General features: G+C 65.9%; 10 protein-coding genes. 4 read left to right on the forward strand and 6 right to left on the reverse strand.

All coding sequences use genetic code 11. The features are described from left to right. On the reverse strand, nt 1-465 hold a 465-nt coding region (locus KBZ15_RS06230; RefSeq protein WP_255014262.1), incomplete at its 3' end, for a hypothetical protein. Beyond that, on the reverse strand, nt 462-1,439 hold the full coding sequence (locus tag KBZ15_RS06235; RefSeq protein ID WP_255014264.1) for a tetratricopeptide repeat protein: 978 nt from the start codon (nt 1,437-1,439) through the stop codon (nt 462-464). The genes KBZ15_RS06230 and KBZ15_RS06235, both read right to left, overlap by 4 nt. A 30-nt stretch (nt 1,440-1,469) precedes the next feature. Between KBZ15_RS06235 and KBZ15_RS18530 the strand changes: the two genes are divergently transcribed. Genes KBZ15_RS18530 through KBZ15_RS06255 form a run of 4 tightly spaced genes read left to right on the forward strand, consistent with a single transcriptional unit; the run spans nt 1,470 to nt 9,402 of the window. Then, nucleotides 1,470-4,136, forward strand: a complete 2,667-nt coding sequence (locus tag KBZ15_RS18530) for a glycosyltransferase family A protein (RefSeq protein ID WP_255014266.1) — start codon at nt 1,470-1,472, stop codon at nt 4,134-4,136. Between the two features lie 9 nt (nt 4,137-4,145). Then, on the forward strand, nt 4,146-5,228 hold the full coding sequence (locus tag KBZ15_RS06245; RefSeq protein ID WP_255014268.1) for a sulfotransferase: 1,083 nt from the start codon (nt 4,146-4,148) through the stop codon (nt 5,226-5,228). After that, nucleotides 5,225-9,196, forward strand: coding sequence for a hypothetical protein (locus tag KBZ15_RS06250; RefSeq protein WP_255014270.1), 3,972 nt, complete (start codon nt 5,225-5,227; stop codon nt 9,194-9,196). The genes KBZ15_RS06245 and KBZ15_RS06250 overlap by 4 nt, the downstream gene beginning before the upstream one ends. Further along, entirely contained in the window at nt 9,193-9,402 is a 210-nt protein-coding gene (locus KBZ15_RS06255) for a hypothetical protein (RefSeq protein WP_255014273.1), read from the forward strand. The genes KBZ15_RS06250 and KBZ15_RS06255 overlap by 4 nt, the downstream gene beginning before the upstream one ends. Here the strand turns inward: KBZ15_RS06255 and KBZ15_RS06260 are convergent. The 4 genes from KBZ15_RS06260 to KBZ15_RS06275 all read right to left on the reverse strand — a co-directional run bounded on the left by KBZ15_RS06260 (nt 9,383) and on the right by KBZ15_RS06275 (nt 15,122). Next, the gene (locus KBZ15_RS06260) at nt 9,383-10,183 is read right to left on the reverse strand and encodes a hypothetical protein (RefSeq protein WP_255014276.1); all 801 of its coding nucleotides are present in this window, start codon (nt 10,181-10,183) and stop codon (nt 9,383-9,385) included. The genes KBZ15_RS06255 and KBZ15_RS06260 overlap by 20 nt on opposite strands. After that, nucleotides 10,180-12,723: a glycosyltransferase gene (locus KBZ15_RS06265; protein WP_255014278.1), complete on the reverse strand. Its 2,544-nt coding sequence runs from the start codon at nt 12,721-12,723 to the stop codon at nt 10,180-10,182. Before KBZ15_RS06265 ends, KBZ15_RS06260 begins: the two co-directional genes overlap by 4 nt. A gap of 63 nt (nt 12,724-12,786) precedes the next feature. Then, nucleotides 12,787-13,647, reverse strand: coding sequence for a calcium-binding protein (locus KBZ15_RS06270; RefSeq protein ID WP_255014280.1), 861 nt, complete (start codon nt 13,645-13,647; stop codon nt 12,787-12,789). Nucleotides 13,648-13,865: 218 nt separating this feature from the next. Continuing rightward, entirely contained in the window at nt 13,866-15,122 is a 1,257-nt protein-coding gene (locus KBZ15_RS06275; RefSeq protein ID WP_255014282.1) for a hypothetical protein, read from the reverse strand. Between the last annotated feature and the right edge of the window lie 211 nt (nt 15,123-15,333).

Raw genomic sequence — 15,333 nt, forward strand, 5'->3', positions numbered from 1 at the left:
CAACTGGAAGAAGAGCTCGGTGGCCAGATCCGGATCGCGCACCCGCACCATGGTGAGCACCACCTGGTCGAAATCGCCGCGCCGCTGTAGGAAGAGGCCTGGCACCTCCTGGCTCCAAATCCAGTGGCTGGCACGGGCCAGGCTGTTTTCGAAGGCGACCAGCTGCTCCAGCTCGAGTAGGGAGAGGCCGCGGGCGCGGCGCCATGTCTCCAGGTCGTCGAGGGAGTCCAACCCGCAGCGGCGGGCATAGGCCAGCAGCTGGGTGTGGTTGTCTTCCAAGGGTGGCAAGGAGGGGTCTTCGCCTGCCTCCGGCGGCAGGTCGACGCCGGCCAGCTCCTCCAGCAGGCGTCGCTGACACCAGGCGCTGAGCAGCTCATGGCGGGCCAGCAGGCGCACGCTCTGTGGATCGGGTAGCGGCAACGTGGCTCCCAGATTGCGAAGGTGGAACGGAAGCAGGGCGCTCACGGGGTTCCACTGCCGGCGAGTTCGCGATACACCAAAGCCGCCTGCTGATAGTCGCCAAAACGCTCCAGCACTTCAGCCAAGCGACGGTTGAGGCCAGGATCGCGCAGGCGGCTGCGCAGGTACTGGAGCAGTTCGATGGCGGCAGGATCGTCGCCCATCTCCTCCAAACATGTCGCCGCTGTCACCAATTTGTCTGGCTGGAGGTGGTCGGGCTTGATGCGAAAGATGCGAAGCACCAGCTGGGCGGCTTCGATGCTGCGGCCCAGCTGGCTATGGGCGACGGCGAGGTTGGTGAGCGCCGCCAGGGATTCCGGGGAACCCTGGCGGGTGTGTTGGAGGGAATTCTCGAGTAGGGGCACCGCTTCCTGCAGCCGGCCGCCCTTGAGCAGCAGGCCACCCAGATTGACGAGGCTGCGGTAGTGGCCTGGATCCAGCTTCAGCGCCTCCCGAAAGGCCCGCACCGCCTCCTCCGGGCGGTTTTGGAGGAGCTGACACATCCCGAACAGGCCAAAGGAATCAGCGCCGCGGTTGCCGGCCGTGATCAACTGCCGCAACTCCTGTTCCACCGCAGCCGCATTGGCGCTGGTGAGCTTTTCGCGCAGGGCCACCAGCCGCTCTCTCGAGCCCAAAGTCGGCTTGGGGGTCACCGGCGAGAAGGGCTGCTGCGGGGATGGCTGCTGAGGGAAGGTAGGCCCAAGTATGGGTTGACCGGAGGTTCGATCCGGCAGGGCTAGCTGGATGTTTGTCTGATCAGGCCTGCCTCGAAGTAGCACATAGGCTTGGCGGTAGAAGGCAACCGCCAGCTCGGGACGACCCTGGTTGTTGAGTTCCTCGGCGTAGAGAAACTGTTGTTCAGGGCCAAGTTGCTGGCCCAGGGAAGGTGCGTAGTCGGCGGGTAGGGAAGGGGCGGCAGCTGCCTTGGTTGCGGCGGCCTGGCCACCGAGGGATCGAATTAACCAGGTGCGAAGACCCATCCACACCTCCTTTTCTAATTAACCTCAATTGTGACACGAATTTCAGTAGTAATTCCGTTCAGGGATGCCGCTGCATGGTTACCGGCCTGCCTCGACTCCCTCGCCGATCAGGAGGAGCGCAACTGGGAATTGCTGGCCGTCGACGATGGCAGCCGGGACCACTCGGCCGCCCTGGTGGATAACTGGGCGGCCAGCCATCGCCAGCCCGTGCGGCTGATCCGTCTGCCGGGCTTGGGGGTGGCCAGCGCTCGCAACAGCGGCTGGGCTGCCGCCCGCTCTCCCCTGGTGGCCTTTCTCGATGCCGATGACATCGCCCTGCCTGGTCGACTCCACCGGCAGGCCGCTCGCTTCGACGCCGATTCCGGGCTGCAGCATCTGCTCTGTGGCTGGCGGCGCCTGAATGCCGCCGGCACCCCCCTCCATGACGTCTGCCCCTGGCAGGAAGGGGCAAACTTTGATCTGGAGGCCGCCTTTGAACACAAGGCCGTGCTGCCCAGCGCCTGGATGTTGCGGCGCCCCCTACTGGAGCGCCATGGCGGCTTCGATCCATCGCTTCGCCATGCGGAAGACGTGGACCTATTGCTGCGGCTGGCCGCAGCTGGCGAGCGCGGCGGCTGGCTGGAGCATGTTCTCTGTGGTTATCGGGTGCATGGCCGCGCTGCCAGCCGCCAGGCCGCCGATCAGGCCCATGGCCTGCTGTGGGTGGTGAATCGCCGGTTGGCGGCGCTGCCGGCAGGCCATCCGCTGCTGGGCAGGCGCCAGAGCCTGCTTTTCAATACCAGGGCTTGGGCGGGCTGGCAGGCCTGGCACGAACGGCAGCCAGACCTGGCCCTCGATCTGTGGCGCACGGCCTGGGGAAGCCGCAGCGGCGGAGACGCCCACACCTGGCTGCACCTGGCCGAAAACGTTGGCCGCAGCTGCGCGCGTATCGGCGTTGATCTCTCGGTTGAAGAGCTGCTCAATGACCCCACCTGGCAGGCTCTGGAGGGGCGGGTGGTGGTGGATCTCAGCCGCAGCGGCGCCCGCAGCGTTGCCAGGCTGCAATCTCTGGCCAACCGGTTCATCAGCCAGCTCGCTGCAGCTGATCCAATCTGGCGGCCGGAGGCTCTCGCCCGCTGGTGGCAGACCTTGCCTGCGGGATCCGACCCCCTGCTAGAGCTGCGCCTGCGGGTATTGACCTGGTGCGGGGCGTTAAAACAGCTGGGTTGCAGCGAGCCTGCAAAGGGTTCAAGGCTGGCTGCAGAACTTGCTGCAGAGCTGGCAGAGCTGCTGCGCAACTGGGCCCTGATCAGCTGGCCAGAAAACGGGGAGACGGCTCGGCAGCGGCTGCAGGAGGTCTTCGACCTGGAGCCCAGCGCCCCGCTGGCCATGGCGATCGCCCGGCTGGCGGCCACCCGCCACCCCTGGGGTGCCAGGGCCCTAGAGCAGCTGGCCACCCGGTTGCCGGCGCCTGGCGGGGATGGGGCTGCCAACGAGCACCTCTCCCGCCTGCCGCTGCCCGTGCCGGCCGAGGCTTGCCGGGGGCCCGACTGCAGCCCCTGCGCCCTGGCCCATCTGGAGCTGCTGGGCTGGCGGCGAGAGCCCCTGGTGCCGGCCGGTGACGGGGCGGCCGTTGCCTGGCTTGAACAGTGGGTGCCGCCCCAGGGTGCTGGCGGCACCTGGCAGGCAGCGCCCTTTGAGCTGCAGGAGCTCGAGCATGGGCGGATCTGGTTGCGGTCGCCGAACTCCAACCCCTGGGGCACCACCCATGGGCTGGCCGTGGCTGACGGAGAGGGCCAACCCCGGCCCCTGCTGAGTCGCCGCTATCCCCAGCCATGGCCTGCGTGTCCCAGCCCCCCCCACCGCTGCGAGCCGGCGCCAGTAGGGCCTCCCCTGACGGTGGATGGCACGGTGCTGGCGGTGGCCGATCTCTCGGCCGAGATCCACTACCACTGGCTACTGGACAGCTTGCCAAGGCTGGGCCTGGCACTGGCCCGGAGCGGAGCCGGCGCGGATTCGGGCTGGCCAGAGCACTGGCACCTTTGGCACAACGGCGGCGGCAGTGAGCGGGTGCGCCGCAGCCTGGTGGACGACCTAGGCATCCCGCCCGAGCGGCTGATCGATGCCCATCAGCATCCCGATCTGAAGGCGAAGCTGCTGCTGATTCCGCCGCCGTTGCACCCCCTTGGCTGGCCCTCGCGGCGCGCGCGCGCCTGGCTGCGCCGCCGCTATCTGCAGCCGGAGCAGCGGGGTCACCGCCGCCAGGGCAAGGGTCGACGCCTTTGGCTGGTGCGCGGCCCCTCGGCCCGCCGGCCCGTGTTTGGTGAGGCGGAGCTGCTGGCGCACCTGGAGCAACAGGGGCTGGGGCTGGAGCCGCTCGTGCTGGAGGGCCTGCCGCTGACGGAGCAGGCTGCCCACATCGCTGACGCCGAACTGCTGGTGCTGGCCCACGGGGCGGCGCTGGCCGGGCTGGCCTTCGCCCGGCCGGGCACGCAGGTGTTGGAGCTGCATCAACCCCGGTACGCCCCGCCCTATGGCCATGCCCTGGCCAGCTGGGGGGGCCTGCAGCTGGTGCGCTGCCTGCAGCCAGCCACGCCGCCGGATCTATACAGCCAGCTGCTGTTTGAGGCACCTATCTGCGAGCCGATCGTGCTGGATCCGGAGCGGGTGGCGACGGCGCTGCGCGCCCTGGCTGCCTGCACTAGCTCACCCACATAAAATTGAGCCATGGCGATTGCAAAAGCCAGCTGGCTTGACACCGCGGCAGCGGCACGCATCGCCGGCCAGCCCGAAGCGGCCGCGACTGCCTACCTGCGGGTACTGGAGCTTGATCCCACCGACAGCAGCAGCCTGCGGGGCCTGTATTACCTCCAGGTTGGGGAGCCCCTACGCCGAGCTTTGCTGCCGCAGCTGCGGCAGCTGATTGAAGCGGCGGCGCCCCATCCCCTGGCCCACGGCCTGCTTGCCCACTGGCTGCGTGAGGAGGACAGGGCGGCGGCCCTGGCGCTCAATCGCCAGGCTGCGCGCCAGGGCCTGCCGCCGCAGCGGCTGGCGCCGCTGGGCAGCGCCGCCGCCGCCGCCGGTGGCTTGCCGGAGGTGGTGATCCTGGGGGCGCCGAAATCTGGCACCACCTCTTTGGCGGCCTATCTGGCGGGCCATCCAAGGGTGTGGCTGCATCCGCTCAAGGAATTGCATTTCTTTGACAACCACTGGGAGCTGGGGGAGGTTTGGTATCGCTCCCAGTTCCCTCCCCTGCGCAGCCCCGGGCTGCTGCGGCTCGAAGCCACGCCGGATTATCTGCAGCATCCGCAGGCCCCGCAGCGCATGCACGCCCTGATGCCCGAGACGCGGCTGATCGTGCTGCTACGCGAACCCCTTGACCGGGCCCTGAGCTGGATCCGCCACATGCGCTGCTTGATCGGCCTGCAGGGCGACAGCGAGGCGCTGCTGAGGGAGGAGGCCGAGCGGCTTGAGGCGATGGGGCCAGAGGAATTGGCCGGGCTGGGTTGGTTTCGGCCCAATGCCCTAAGCGGCAGCCTCTACGACCAGCAGCTGCGGCGCTGGCTGGCGGTGTGGCCGGCCTCCCAGCTGCTGCTGCTGCGCTTCGAGGATCTGGCCCTCCGCCCCGATGCGGTGCTGCGGCGCTGTTTGGCCTTTTTGGACCTGGATATTGAGGGGCTGCCGCCGGGCCGCAGTTACCAGATACACAACCGGGGGCTGCTGCCGCAGGCGTCGATCGATCCGGTGCTGGCCCGCCGCTGCCGCCAAGGGGTGCTGGCTGAAGCGCTCGAGCTTTGGACCGCCTTGTGACGACCGGCCTGCCGGGCCGCTGGGCAGAGTTCGGGCGCCGCTGGCAGACCTGGCGGCAGCGGCACGACCGGCGCTGCTGGGCCAGTAGCTGGCAGGGTGAGGCCTTCCAGGCCGATCGGCTGCGCTTTCCCTCCCCCTGGGACGACCAGCTGCTGGAGACGCGGCTGAGCCTGCGTGTGGGCAACCACCTGGCCTATCTGCTGCGGGATGGGGAGGGCCGGCAGGCGCTGGTGTTTGCCGGGCTCGTGAGCAATGGTCACGAGCTGGAGGCGGTGTATCTGCTCAAGGAGGAGGAGTGGCTGCACGCGCCGGTTTCGGTGGCGCCGGCAAGTTGGTATGCCCTGGGGCTGGAGCGGCTCGCTGCCCAGCTGGAGGAGGCAGCAGCCGTGGCTGATGGGATGGCACCCCAGCGGCGGCGGCGGTTGTGGCTCGAGGGTCATCCAAATTTCGCCCACCAGCTGCTAAATGGCCTCACCTGCCTCGACCAGGTGGACGGGGCCGCCCTCGGGCCGGTGCTGCAGGAGGGTCCGGAGGCCTTCGGGCCGCTGCGGGAACTGTTTCCGGCGGTGCTGTGGCAGGAGGGGGCTGGGGCGAAGGGCGGCGCCTGGTTTGAATTGCCCCTGAGCCAGCGGCCGGAACGCATCAGTCGGGACCTGCGGCGGCGGCTGCTCGAGTATGCCGCCGCGCATCAGAGCAGCACGGCGCGGCAGCTGGAGCAACGGCTGCAGGCCTGGAAAGCTGGCGGCGGCTGGGTGCTTGCGGTGAGCGTGAAGGCCCGCGGAGCGGTGGCGGAGGGCCTCAACGAGCTGCTGGCGGCTTGGCTAGTGGCCCTGGCGCGGCAAGGGCCGCTGCCGCTGCTGCTGATCGATGGTTTCTCCCTGCCCAGCGGCGCCTCCAGCGCCACGGTGGTGGCCCCCTATCTCTGCCCGATGGGGGAGGTGATCGGCGCCGAGGTGGAACAGATCCGCCAGCTGGAAGCGGCGCTGAATGCAGCTGCACTTAAGCCAGAACTACTGGTGTGCGCTGGTCGCCCCCTGCTGGAGGCGCTGCATCTGCTGCAGTACGCGGATGTTTATTTCATGCACCAGGGCACGGTGCAACACAAGATCGGCTGGTTTCAGGAGTCGATTCCAGGCATCGTGCACTCCAATAGCAAGCGCAACTGCGGCGGTTCCCATCCATGGGGTGGCATGGGTGAAACCGCGCCGCTCTGGTTTCCCGCCGAGGGCTGTGAGGATCTGGAGGCTGCTCCTCGGGGGAGCTATCGCTTGCGCCCTGAATGGGAGCAACAGGCCGTGGCATGGCTGTGTGATCAGCTGCGGGAGCAGGGAATCAACATGAACCGGTCTGACCCAGAGCCCGCAGACGACACGCGGATGACGGTTCAGGCCGAAAGCTTGCACGACCTGGACACCTGGGTGCTGGATCGCAGCCTGAGGCGCTACCAACAATTGATCGTCGACCAGCTTCCTTTTCGCGTCGACATCGAGGGCACTGAATATTCATTTCATTGCTGCCGCACCACGGCTGGCCGCAACCATCTTGAGCTGCATCGTTGTTGCGATGGCGCCATCTTTACGCTCATTTCTGATAGCTGTGGCAGTGGCTTCAGCCTGATGCGGAGCCGCCTTGAGCCCCTGATCGAAACGCCCCCGACTATCCCCTGGTCAAACAATGCGCCGGTGCTGCGGATCGGGGACCCTAACTTCGCCCACTTCCTCTGGAACGAGCTGGATCCGCTGCTGCACCTGCTGAACCGGGCTCGGCAGCGCGGTGAGCGACTGGTGGTTGTGCAAGACAGCGACAGCATTCTCGATCTATCCAGCCTGGAGGGGGTTGAGCTATTGCCCCTTGATGTTTTGCAGCAGCGCCCCAGTGTTCATGTTGGGGCGATGTGGGTCAGTGCGGCAGCTCGGAGCACCGTGCTGGCCGGCCTGGGGGCGCCGCCAGTGGCCGAGGCAAACGCACCCCCAAAAGCACCCCTGCTGCTTTTGGGGGTGCGGGGGCCAGGGCGACGGGAGCTGCTCCAAGAAGAATCCCTGCTGTCTGAACTCATCCGTAAGCTGCAGCAGCGCTGGCCAACGCTGAGGATCTGCCTCGATGGCTTCACCTTTCAGCACAACAATCGCCATGATCAAACCAGCCTGGCGCGCAGCGAAGCGATAGCCGCTCGGATCTCCAGTATCCAGGCGGCTTGCCCCGGTATAGATCTCGAATCGTTGCATGGTCTGTCATTCGAGGCATATCTCCCCCGGGTGGCCGAGGCCAGCTTTTACATCACCTACGAAGGCACGATTCAACACAAGATCGGCTGGTTTTATCCCCAGATCCCCGGCCTCTGCCTGGTGGCAGGCCCCCATGGGGAGGCGGTTGGCAACTGGCACTGTGCCCAGTGCGAGGGGGCAAACCAGCTGGCGGTGCTGCCGACGGGACTGCTCCTACATGCCACTGACGGAGACCCCGGCAAGGGCGACAGCAGAGGCAGCGCCGCTGATGAGCAGCGAGACCAGCCGTTCGAATGCCGTAATTCGGTGGCTACAATCGAAGCGATCGAGCGCTTGCTGGCTCCACACTTTGAGCCTTTCACCAGCACTCAGACGGAGCAAGAAGCAGAAGATCTGGTCGCGGTTGTTTGGCATTCCTCTGATCCGGGTAGGGCACTGAAGGCCTTCATGCAGCGGGGCCTGGCCGAAGCTGGGGAGAGCCAGAGGCGTGTCTTCGAGCTTTGCCTTGCTGCCTGCCTGAGCCGCGAAAGCGCCCATCTCGATGCTGCAGGCGAGCGGCTGGCACGCTTGCCTGCGAACGATCTCTGGGTGCGGCTGCATGGCCTGCGGCTCAAGATCGCCCGTGGCGAAAAGCTTGATATTCTGCAGGAAACAGCCCTGACCCTGCTTGACGCAGCAGGGCAGCTCGACGCCAGCAACCGTCAGCTGCTGGCCAGCCTGCTCAGTTCCCGTCTGGAAGCGCAGCAGCTCTCGCTGCTGTTGCCGGAGTTTTCCCAGCAGGGCCTGTCGCTGCTGCAGGGGCGCCAGGGCGATCCCGCCGCCGCCGCGGTGCTGGCTTCACGGATGCTGGCGGACAGGGGGAACGCAGTCGCACGGGACTACACCGCAGCTGGCTGGCTTTACAGCCAACTGGAACCCAGCCTGCGACGGCCCTTTCAAAGCTGGGACAGCCCGGAGGTAGCGGATCCATCCCGTTTGGATGATCTGGTGGATCGCATCAGCACCGCCCTACGGGAGGGGTGGGGGTTTGGATTGATCCGGCTCGGCGATGGAGAAGGCCGATTTCTGGCGGGGCAAACCAGTGATCTGGAGGGCGCAACCCGCAATGGCGATCGGTGCGATCCTGCCCTCGAGGCCGCAGGCGGCCATCTCTCACGGGATTCGCAGCGCGACCTCTTGGTGCGCTTCCAGCAGGTCCTACAGCAGGCCAATGTGGTGGGCATTCCAGATCTGTGGCAGTGCCTTGCGGGTCCGGAGCAGAGCCTCAAGGTGGCTGCACACCTGGAGGCCTCCCCGGAGAGGGTGTGGTCAGGAGGCTGGCATCTGCATCTGCAGCTGCTGCTGCACGGGGCCTTCAGCCGTTCGCCCTTCAATCAAGTGAGGGCCGTGATTGGCACAGCTCTGCCGCCGATGTTGCGGGGCGTAGGCGTAGACCTCGTGGCGTTGCCGGGTGAGGATCCCCATTGGAGTGCGACGCTCCGCCCCGATGCCCATTACCCGATGGTGTATCAGCAGGTGCTGAATTGGATCGACGGCCATGTGGAGCCAGGGCAGTTGGTGCTGGTGGGTGGCGGGCTGCTGGGCAAGATCTATGTGGGAGCGATCCAGGCGCGTGGCGGCGTTGGAATCGATGTGGGCAGCCTGATTGATCTCTGTTGCGGACATACCGGCCATCGCGGCGAACACCGGCTCAATCCCTTTCTGGCCAGAGTGGCTGCGCAGGCCTTCCAGGTGAAGCGATGACGACGGGCGATGAGTGGCTCGATCAAGCCAGAGAGCACTTGAGCCTGATCACCCCTGGCCTGCAGGGGGAAGTGCTGCGCCAGCAGGTGGCTCTGGCATTGATGCAGGCTGGCCGCGAGGGCATTGAGCAAGGGCGGCTGGAGCGGGAACTGCAGGCATGTGCGCTGCTGCAACTCCAGCAGGCGATCATTGCGCTGGAGGGCTGAGCTGCTCCAGGTTTTGCCAAACGTCGATTGCGGCACGGCCCCGAAACACGGCGAGTTGCAGAGCCTCGCGGGCCTGCTGGGGCAGACAGGGATCGTGTTCCATGGCCGCACAGGCCTGCAGCAGCGCAGCCAGATGTTGGGGATCAGCGATCCCATCGTCTTGTTGCAGTTCCTGCACCGCCTGGAGCAGCCGGTCGCGAATAGCGGGCACGGCCCAGGAGCGCGCCTCAGGCAGCAGCATCACCAGCCGCTGCAGAAGATCGAGCGTGCGCCAACGGGCTACGGCGGGGGGCTGGGCCAACCAGGCGACCACGGCGTAGCGACACAGGTGTTCAGCCATCAAGAGGCGAAGTTCGGAGGCCAAGCCAGGCAGCGCCTCCAGCCGGCGCATCCACTGATCAGCCAGCCAGAGGCATTCGGCCCGGCGCGGATCGGCCGCCACCTCAGGCGCCGGATTGGGGCCGGCCAGCTCCACCAGGGCGTGGTGCAGCTTGGGCATCAGGCGGCTGAGTAGCTCGGCCAGTAGCTCTGGCTCGATCTCGGGGGCGAGCCCGTCCAGCAGGCTGAAGCCCGCCTCGAGCTCGCCGGCGTCAAAGCGGGCTTCAAGTCGGCGCAGCTCATGGGCCTGAAGCGCCTGCTCCAAGGCCAGGCGTTCGCGGCTTGCCTCGGCGGGCAGTGCTCGGAGCAGCTCACGCCAGAGGCTGGCAAGGGGCTCGGCCGCCAGGGGCAGGGCAAGGAGCTGGTTGAGCGGGATCCACACGCCCGGCGCGGCAGCGTTCATCGGATGTTGTAGGAGGCAAGAAGGCCTTCGGGCCCGGCGCCGAGGGGCAGCGGCCAGTGCTCCTCGGGCAGGGGCATTGCCACGGTGGCCACCGGCAAACCCACGCCCTGGAGCGCTTGGGCCAGCCGCTCGCGCACCACGCTGGCGCCCCAGCCGGCCTCGAGATGGGCGCTGGCCGCCTCCACCTGGCGCTGCCAGAGCTCGGCGGAGGAGTGGAGGGCGATCACGGCAGCGGCGAAAGTCTTTGGATCATCGGCCAGGCGCACGGTGAGTCCATCGCGCAAGCCCAGCCCCTCGGCGGCCACGCTGGTGGCCACCAGCGGCAGACCGGCCGCCATGGTGGTGAGCATCTTGCCCTTAACACCAGCACCAAAGCGCAGCGGCGCGATACCGAGGCGCAGGCGGCCGAGCAGGGGTGCCAGGTTTGCCACGTAGCCGTGCACCGTCACCCCATCACCAGCGAGGGCCAGGATTGCCGGCGGCGGGTTGGCACCCACCACGTGCAGGTGTGGCACGGCGGCGGTATCGGCCTGCTGCCGCAGTAGAGGCAGCACCTCATGCACATACCAGAGCACGGCATCGGTGTTGGGGGGATGGGCGAACCCGCCCAGGAACACCACCCCCTGACGGCCATGAAAGGCCTGGGGCTGGGGTTGGGCCTCGCGGCGCACCCGGGGCGGAAGCACGAAACCGGTGGCGCGGGGGCGCAGGCGCTCCACGGCCTGGCGCTGTTCGTCGTCGCTGAGATAGAGCACCCCATCCACCACATCAAGGATGCGCTGCTCACAGCGGCGCATGCGCTCAATTGCCTCGGAGCTGACGGCCTCGGGCTCGATGGCGCGCTGCCGCTCCATGCGCAGGTGGTGTAGATCGTGGGTGTAGTAGAGGAGGCGGGCCAGGGGTGCGTGGGTCTTGATCGCTTCAAGCCAGCGGTCGGCCACCTCGGGTCGGGCGATCAGGATCACTTCGTAGTGATCGTCGCGCTGCTCTAGCAGCTGGTCTACCGACGCCACCCAGGGGTGCACGAGTACCTCCACACCGAGCCTTTGCAGGGGGATGGCGTAGTCGGGTTGCCAGAGGAGGTTGTCGGCCGGGAGGTAGCTGACATCCCAGCCCAGGGCGAGCAGATCGTTGAGCAGGTTGAAGATGTACAGGGAGCCGGCATCGCGGTCGGGGGTGGGCAGGCTGGCCTCCATGACCAATATGCGACCCACCCGAGTGCGATTGCGTTCGTGCCAAACGGCGGTGCCGCTGTCGACATGGCTCTCCAGCTGATGCTGCCACTTGCTGCAGAACAGCCGGGCGTTGCGCTCTTGAAAGCGCTTGGGGCCACTGTCGTGGTCGCGGCCGCTGGAGATACCCTCGTAGTGGATTACTTTGGCGAGGGGCTGCATCAACACCCGATAGCCGAGATCTCGCACCGCCATCGCCAGGTCGGTGTCTTCGTAATAGGCCGGGGCGTAGCGGTTGTCAAAGCCACCAATGCGGCGAAACAACTCCGTGCGCATCAGCAGGCAGGCTCCGGAGATGTAATCGACGTCGCGGCAGAAGCCATAGGCCGGATCGTCGGCGGCGGCGTCACGGCCATAGTTCCAGGCATTGCCATCGCGCCAGACAATGCCACCAGCCTCCTGGAGGCGGCCGTCGGGGTAGAGAAACATGGGCCCCACCAGTCCGGCGTCGGAGAACCCCTCCAGGGTTCTGATCAGTTCGCTGAGCCAGCCGGGTGTGACAACGGTGTCGTTGTTGAGGAAGCAGATCAGTTCACCCGTGGCGAAGCTGGCACCGTGGTTGCAGCTGCGCAGATAACCGAGGTTTTCGGGTTGACGCACCAGCTGCAACAGGCCATCGCCGCATTCGGCCACCAGGGCGGCGAGCTGGTCGAGGGAGCCAGCTGGGGAGGCGTCATCGATGCAGAGAATCTCGAGCTCTGCAGTGGGCGCCGGCGCGCGCAGTTGCTCCTGCAGCAAGCTGGCCAGGCAGCGCAGGGTGACGGCCTCTTCGCCATAAATCGGCAGCACCAGGCTGAGCCGCCGCTGGGGCCGGGGCTGCTCCAGCAGCAGGGCCCTCAGGGCGCGGATACGAGCGATCGAGGCCTGGCTGGGCGGGGGCTGAAAGTTGCCATCGGCAAGCGGGCGACCCTCCAGCCAGCCGGCTGCCCGCAGCGGAGTTGGACGATCGGCCAACCAGGCTGCATAGCGATGCCAGGGGCGATCAAGCGCCCGCTCCGGAGTTAGTTGCTCGAGCTGGTGAAGCAGCGCAAGAGCATCCGTGAACAGGGTGGCGGGATCCTCTGCGCAGAGCTGTCGAGCCATGGCCAGCTTGGCCAGCCGCGGTGAGATCTGCCGCCAGCAGAGCTGGGCGCCATTGGCAGGCAAATCAGCCAGATGGGCTTCAACGGTGAGCGGTTCGGCGTTAAGGGGCAACACCGCAAAACCACCACTTGCCTGCTCAGCCAGACGGATGGTGTGAATGGCGGTGCTGGCATCGATGAGTTTGAAGCTGAGCTGGAGCGGTAAGCCGCAAGCGCAAGCAGGCAATCTCAGTTCAATTTGATACCAGCTTGATGCCAGTGAAAGGATCAAGACAGGACCTGGCTCAGGTCAAACCACAAAGAAAATGTCGGCAGTTTTCCATTGATATCCTGTTTGGGCTACCACCGTGGTGACGCTGCCATCTGAATCAGTAATGCTAAGGGAGTTGGTACCAAAGCCTCCGAAACTACCGAAATTACCAGAACCACCCACCCGGTTGGCCTGGATGGCAAGTTTATCAACATCGCCCGTGGGATTATTGAAGTCAGTTACGATATCAATATCGCCACTTTGAAGCTGGTCAAAGGTGTAGTAAATGGTGTCATTACCAATGCCCAGGGTCATCTGGTCTGAACCGGCACCTCCTCGAACGATGTCGTTGCCGGCGTAGGCGAAGATCGTGTCATTGCCCATGCCACCGCGGAAGAAATCGCTTTGGCTGCTGCCGTAGAGCAGGTCGTTGCCGGTGCCGCCAGTGGCATAGGAGTAGAAGCCGCTACCCGGAGTCATCCCCCCTGCCATCTCGTTGATGGTGGAGGTTTGGCCAATGACATCGCCGGTTGTTGTGGCAGTTGCGTTTACAGCGGGAGGCGGAGGTGATTCGAAGCCGGTGCCGAAGGAACCAGTGCTGATGATTTTGGTGCCATCGCCGAGCACCTGGACAGCTTCGATCTGGTTGCCCTGGCCGATGGATTGGATTTCCTGTGAACCTGTGCCTACGTTGAGGATGTTGTTTTGGCCACTCAAAACCACCTGGTTCGTGGAGCCGGCCGGAACATCGGTGGTTGTCCAGGTATTACCTACGCCGCCGACCTGCACTGGCATACTGCCGTCAACCTGGCTAGGGTTGCCTGTCCAGGTTGTAACGCTGGACGGAGTATTACTGCCTTGATCCCAAATGGTGCTCGGTGGAGGGGCGATAAAAGACATTAATTAGACCTCCAAAGTCGACGCAAATCTATCATCAACACTATAATGCCCCAAGCAGTCGAAATCAGCTCAAACATGCAACCATAAGCAATCCCTATGTCCGCATGGCTTTTTTAGCCGTCCCAGCTTTTCTTCTCCAGTAGCTATGGCTACTGATTCCCGGGGGTTAATGCGTAGAGCGCATAGCTTTTGGCTCGGCGGAATCCAGCTCGCACTTTTTATGCAGGATCTGTGTTCGAGCGCTGCTCGAGCAGTTGCCAGCCCTGCCATGCCGCCAGGGGGGCGAACTGCGGCGGAGTCAGCAGGCCGGCTGGGGTGAGCAGGCGCTTCACCCTTGGCAGCAGGCCGCCGAGGCTGATCGGCAGGCTGGCACTCCAGGGCCGTTGCAGCACCATCAGTTCCACGGGCTCCCCAGCCTCGGCGGCCAGCTGTTTCATCAGGGCGGCAGGCTGCTCGCTGCGGGCACTAAAGCCTGCAGCAGCAAGCCTTTCGGCCATCAGCAGGGGTTCGCGACTGGCCAGGGGCTGCACCGCCATCCCCTCGCGCAGCACGCCCTGCTCCAGCAGCCAGCAGAGCGGATCGGCATGGTGACCGTGCAGCAACACCACCAGACCCTCCGCCGGCAGCAGGCGCCGCAGCTCCAGCCGCTGTGGCAAAGGGAGTGACAGCGGCGAACCTGAGCCGAAACCGCCACGGGCCCAGCGCCCGCGCTGCCGCTGCAGTTCCAGCTGGGCTGGCTGCTTGGCTGGCAGGGCGTCGGCGTTGGCAACCAGGCTGTCGTAGCTGCGCCAGCTTCCCCCTGTCAGCAGGATCCGGGCGCGCAGATTGCGTCCCCAGTCGCTCTCTGCATCGATACTCAGGCCCTGCTGCACCGCTTCAAGCGCCTCGTCCAAAACGCCCTGATCCAGCAAAAGCCTTGCCAGCTGAAACCAGGGCCGGGGCTGACGGCGGTTGTGGGTGAGGCTGGTGCAGAGCCAGCGTTCGGCCTCCCATGCCTGCCCCAGCTGCAGCAGCAGCGACGCGACCGCATTGCAGTGCTCCGGGCGCAGCTCACTGCATATGGCCTGGCGCTCCAGCAGGGCAAGGGCGGCGGCACCATCCCCAGCTGCCAAGAGGCTGCGGGCCCAATCCGCCACCAACCCTGCCTGGGGAAGCGCTGCCTCCCCCGCCAGTGCCCGATGGGCGGCTGTCAGCAGATCCTGCTCTGCAGGCTCGCTGGGCGAACTCAGGCCAAAAGCCCGCAATTCGTGGCGAGTGTGGTCAAGGGCAGGGGCTAGCTGGCTGGGGCTGGGGCCCACTATCGAGAGGGTGCGCCAGCGGGCAGCTGGACCGGTGGCGCCAATCCCCAGCAGGCTGTTTGCCAGCTGCTCGCAGAGCGCCGAGATGGCGTCTGGATCGAGCGAGGTAGGTTCATCCCGGTTGGCATCCGCGGCAACCAAGTCGAGATGGCTCAGCAGTCGATCTATCTCGTTCATGGTGTTAAAACATAAATTCCTTGGGTTCAGCAGCTGATGGGGACCCACCACAACGGCCTGGTGACTGGTCTGCTGGCCGATCTGCTGCGGCGGCTGCGGCGGCCGGCCGAGGGCCCGGCGGGTATTGCCAGTTTGGGTCACCGCACCTACGTGGGTGGCCGCTGGGACGAAATCGGTGACCTGCAATGGAGCTTTCTGCTGAATCACGGTC

The organism is Cyanobium sp. BA20m-p-22 (assembly GCF_024346275.1).
Lineage (GTDB): Bacteria > Cyanobacteriota > Cyanobacteriia > PCC-6307 > Cyanobiaceae > Cyanobium_A.

Excerpts from the sequence above, each read along its gene's own strand:
- KBZ15_RS06235 (WP_255014264.1), bottom strand. The coding sequence starts at position 1,439 with ATGGGTCTTCGCACCTGGTTAATTCGATCCCTCGGTGGCCAGGCCGCC.
- KBZ15_RS06245 (WP_255014268.1), top strand. The coding sequence starts at position 4,146 with ATGGCGATTGCAAAAGCCAGCTGGCTTGACACCGCGGCAGCGGCACGC.
- KBZ15_RS06255 (WP_255014273.1), top strand. The coding sequence starts at position 9,193 with ATGACGACGGGCGATGAGTGGCTCGATCAAGCCAGAGAGCACTTGAGC.
- KBZ15_RS06260 (WP_255014276.1), bottom strand. The coding sequence starts at position 10,183 with ATGAACGCTGCCGCGCCGGGCGTGTGGATCCCGCTCAACCAGCTCCTT.
- KBZ15_RS06270 (WP_255014280.1), bottom strand. The coding sequence starts at position 13,647 with ATGTCTTTTATCGCCCCTCCACCGAGCACCATTTGGGATCAAGGCAGT.
- KBZ15_RS06275 (WP_255014282.1), bottom strand. The coding sequence starts at position 15,122 with ATGAACGAGATAGATCGACTGCTGAGCCATCTCGACTTGGTTGCCGCG.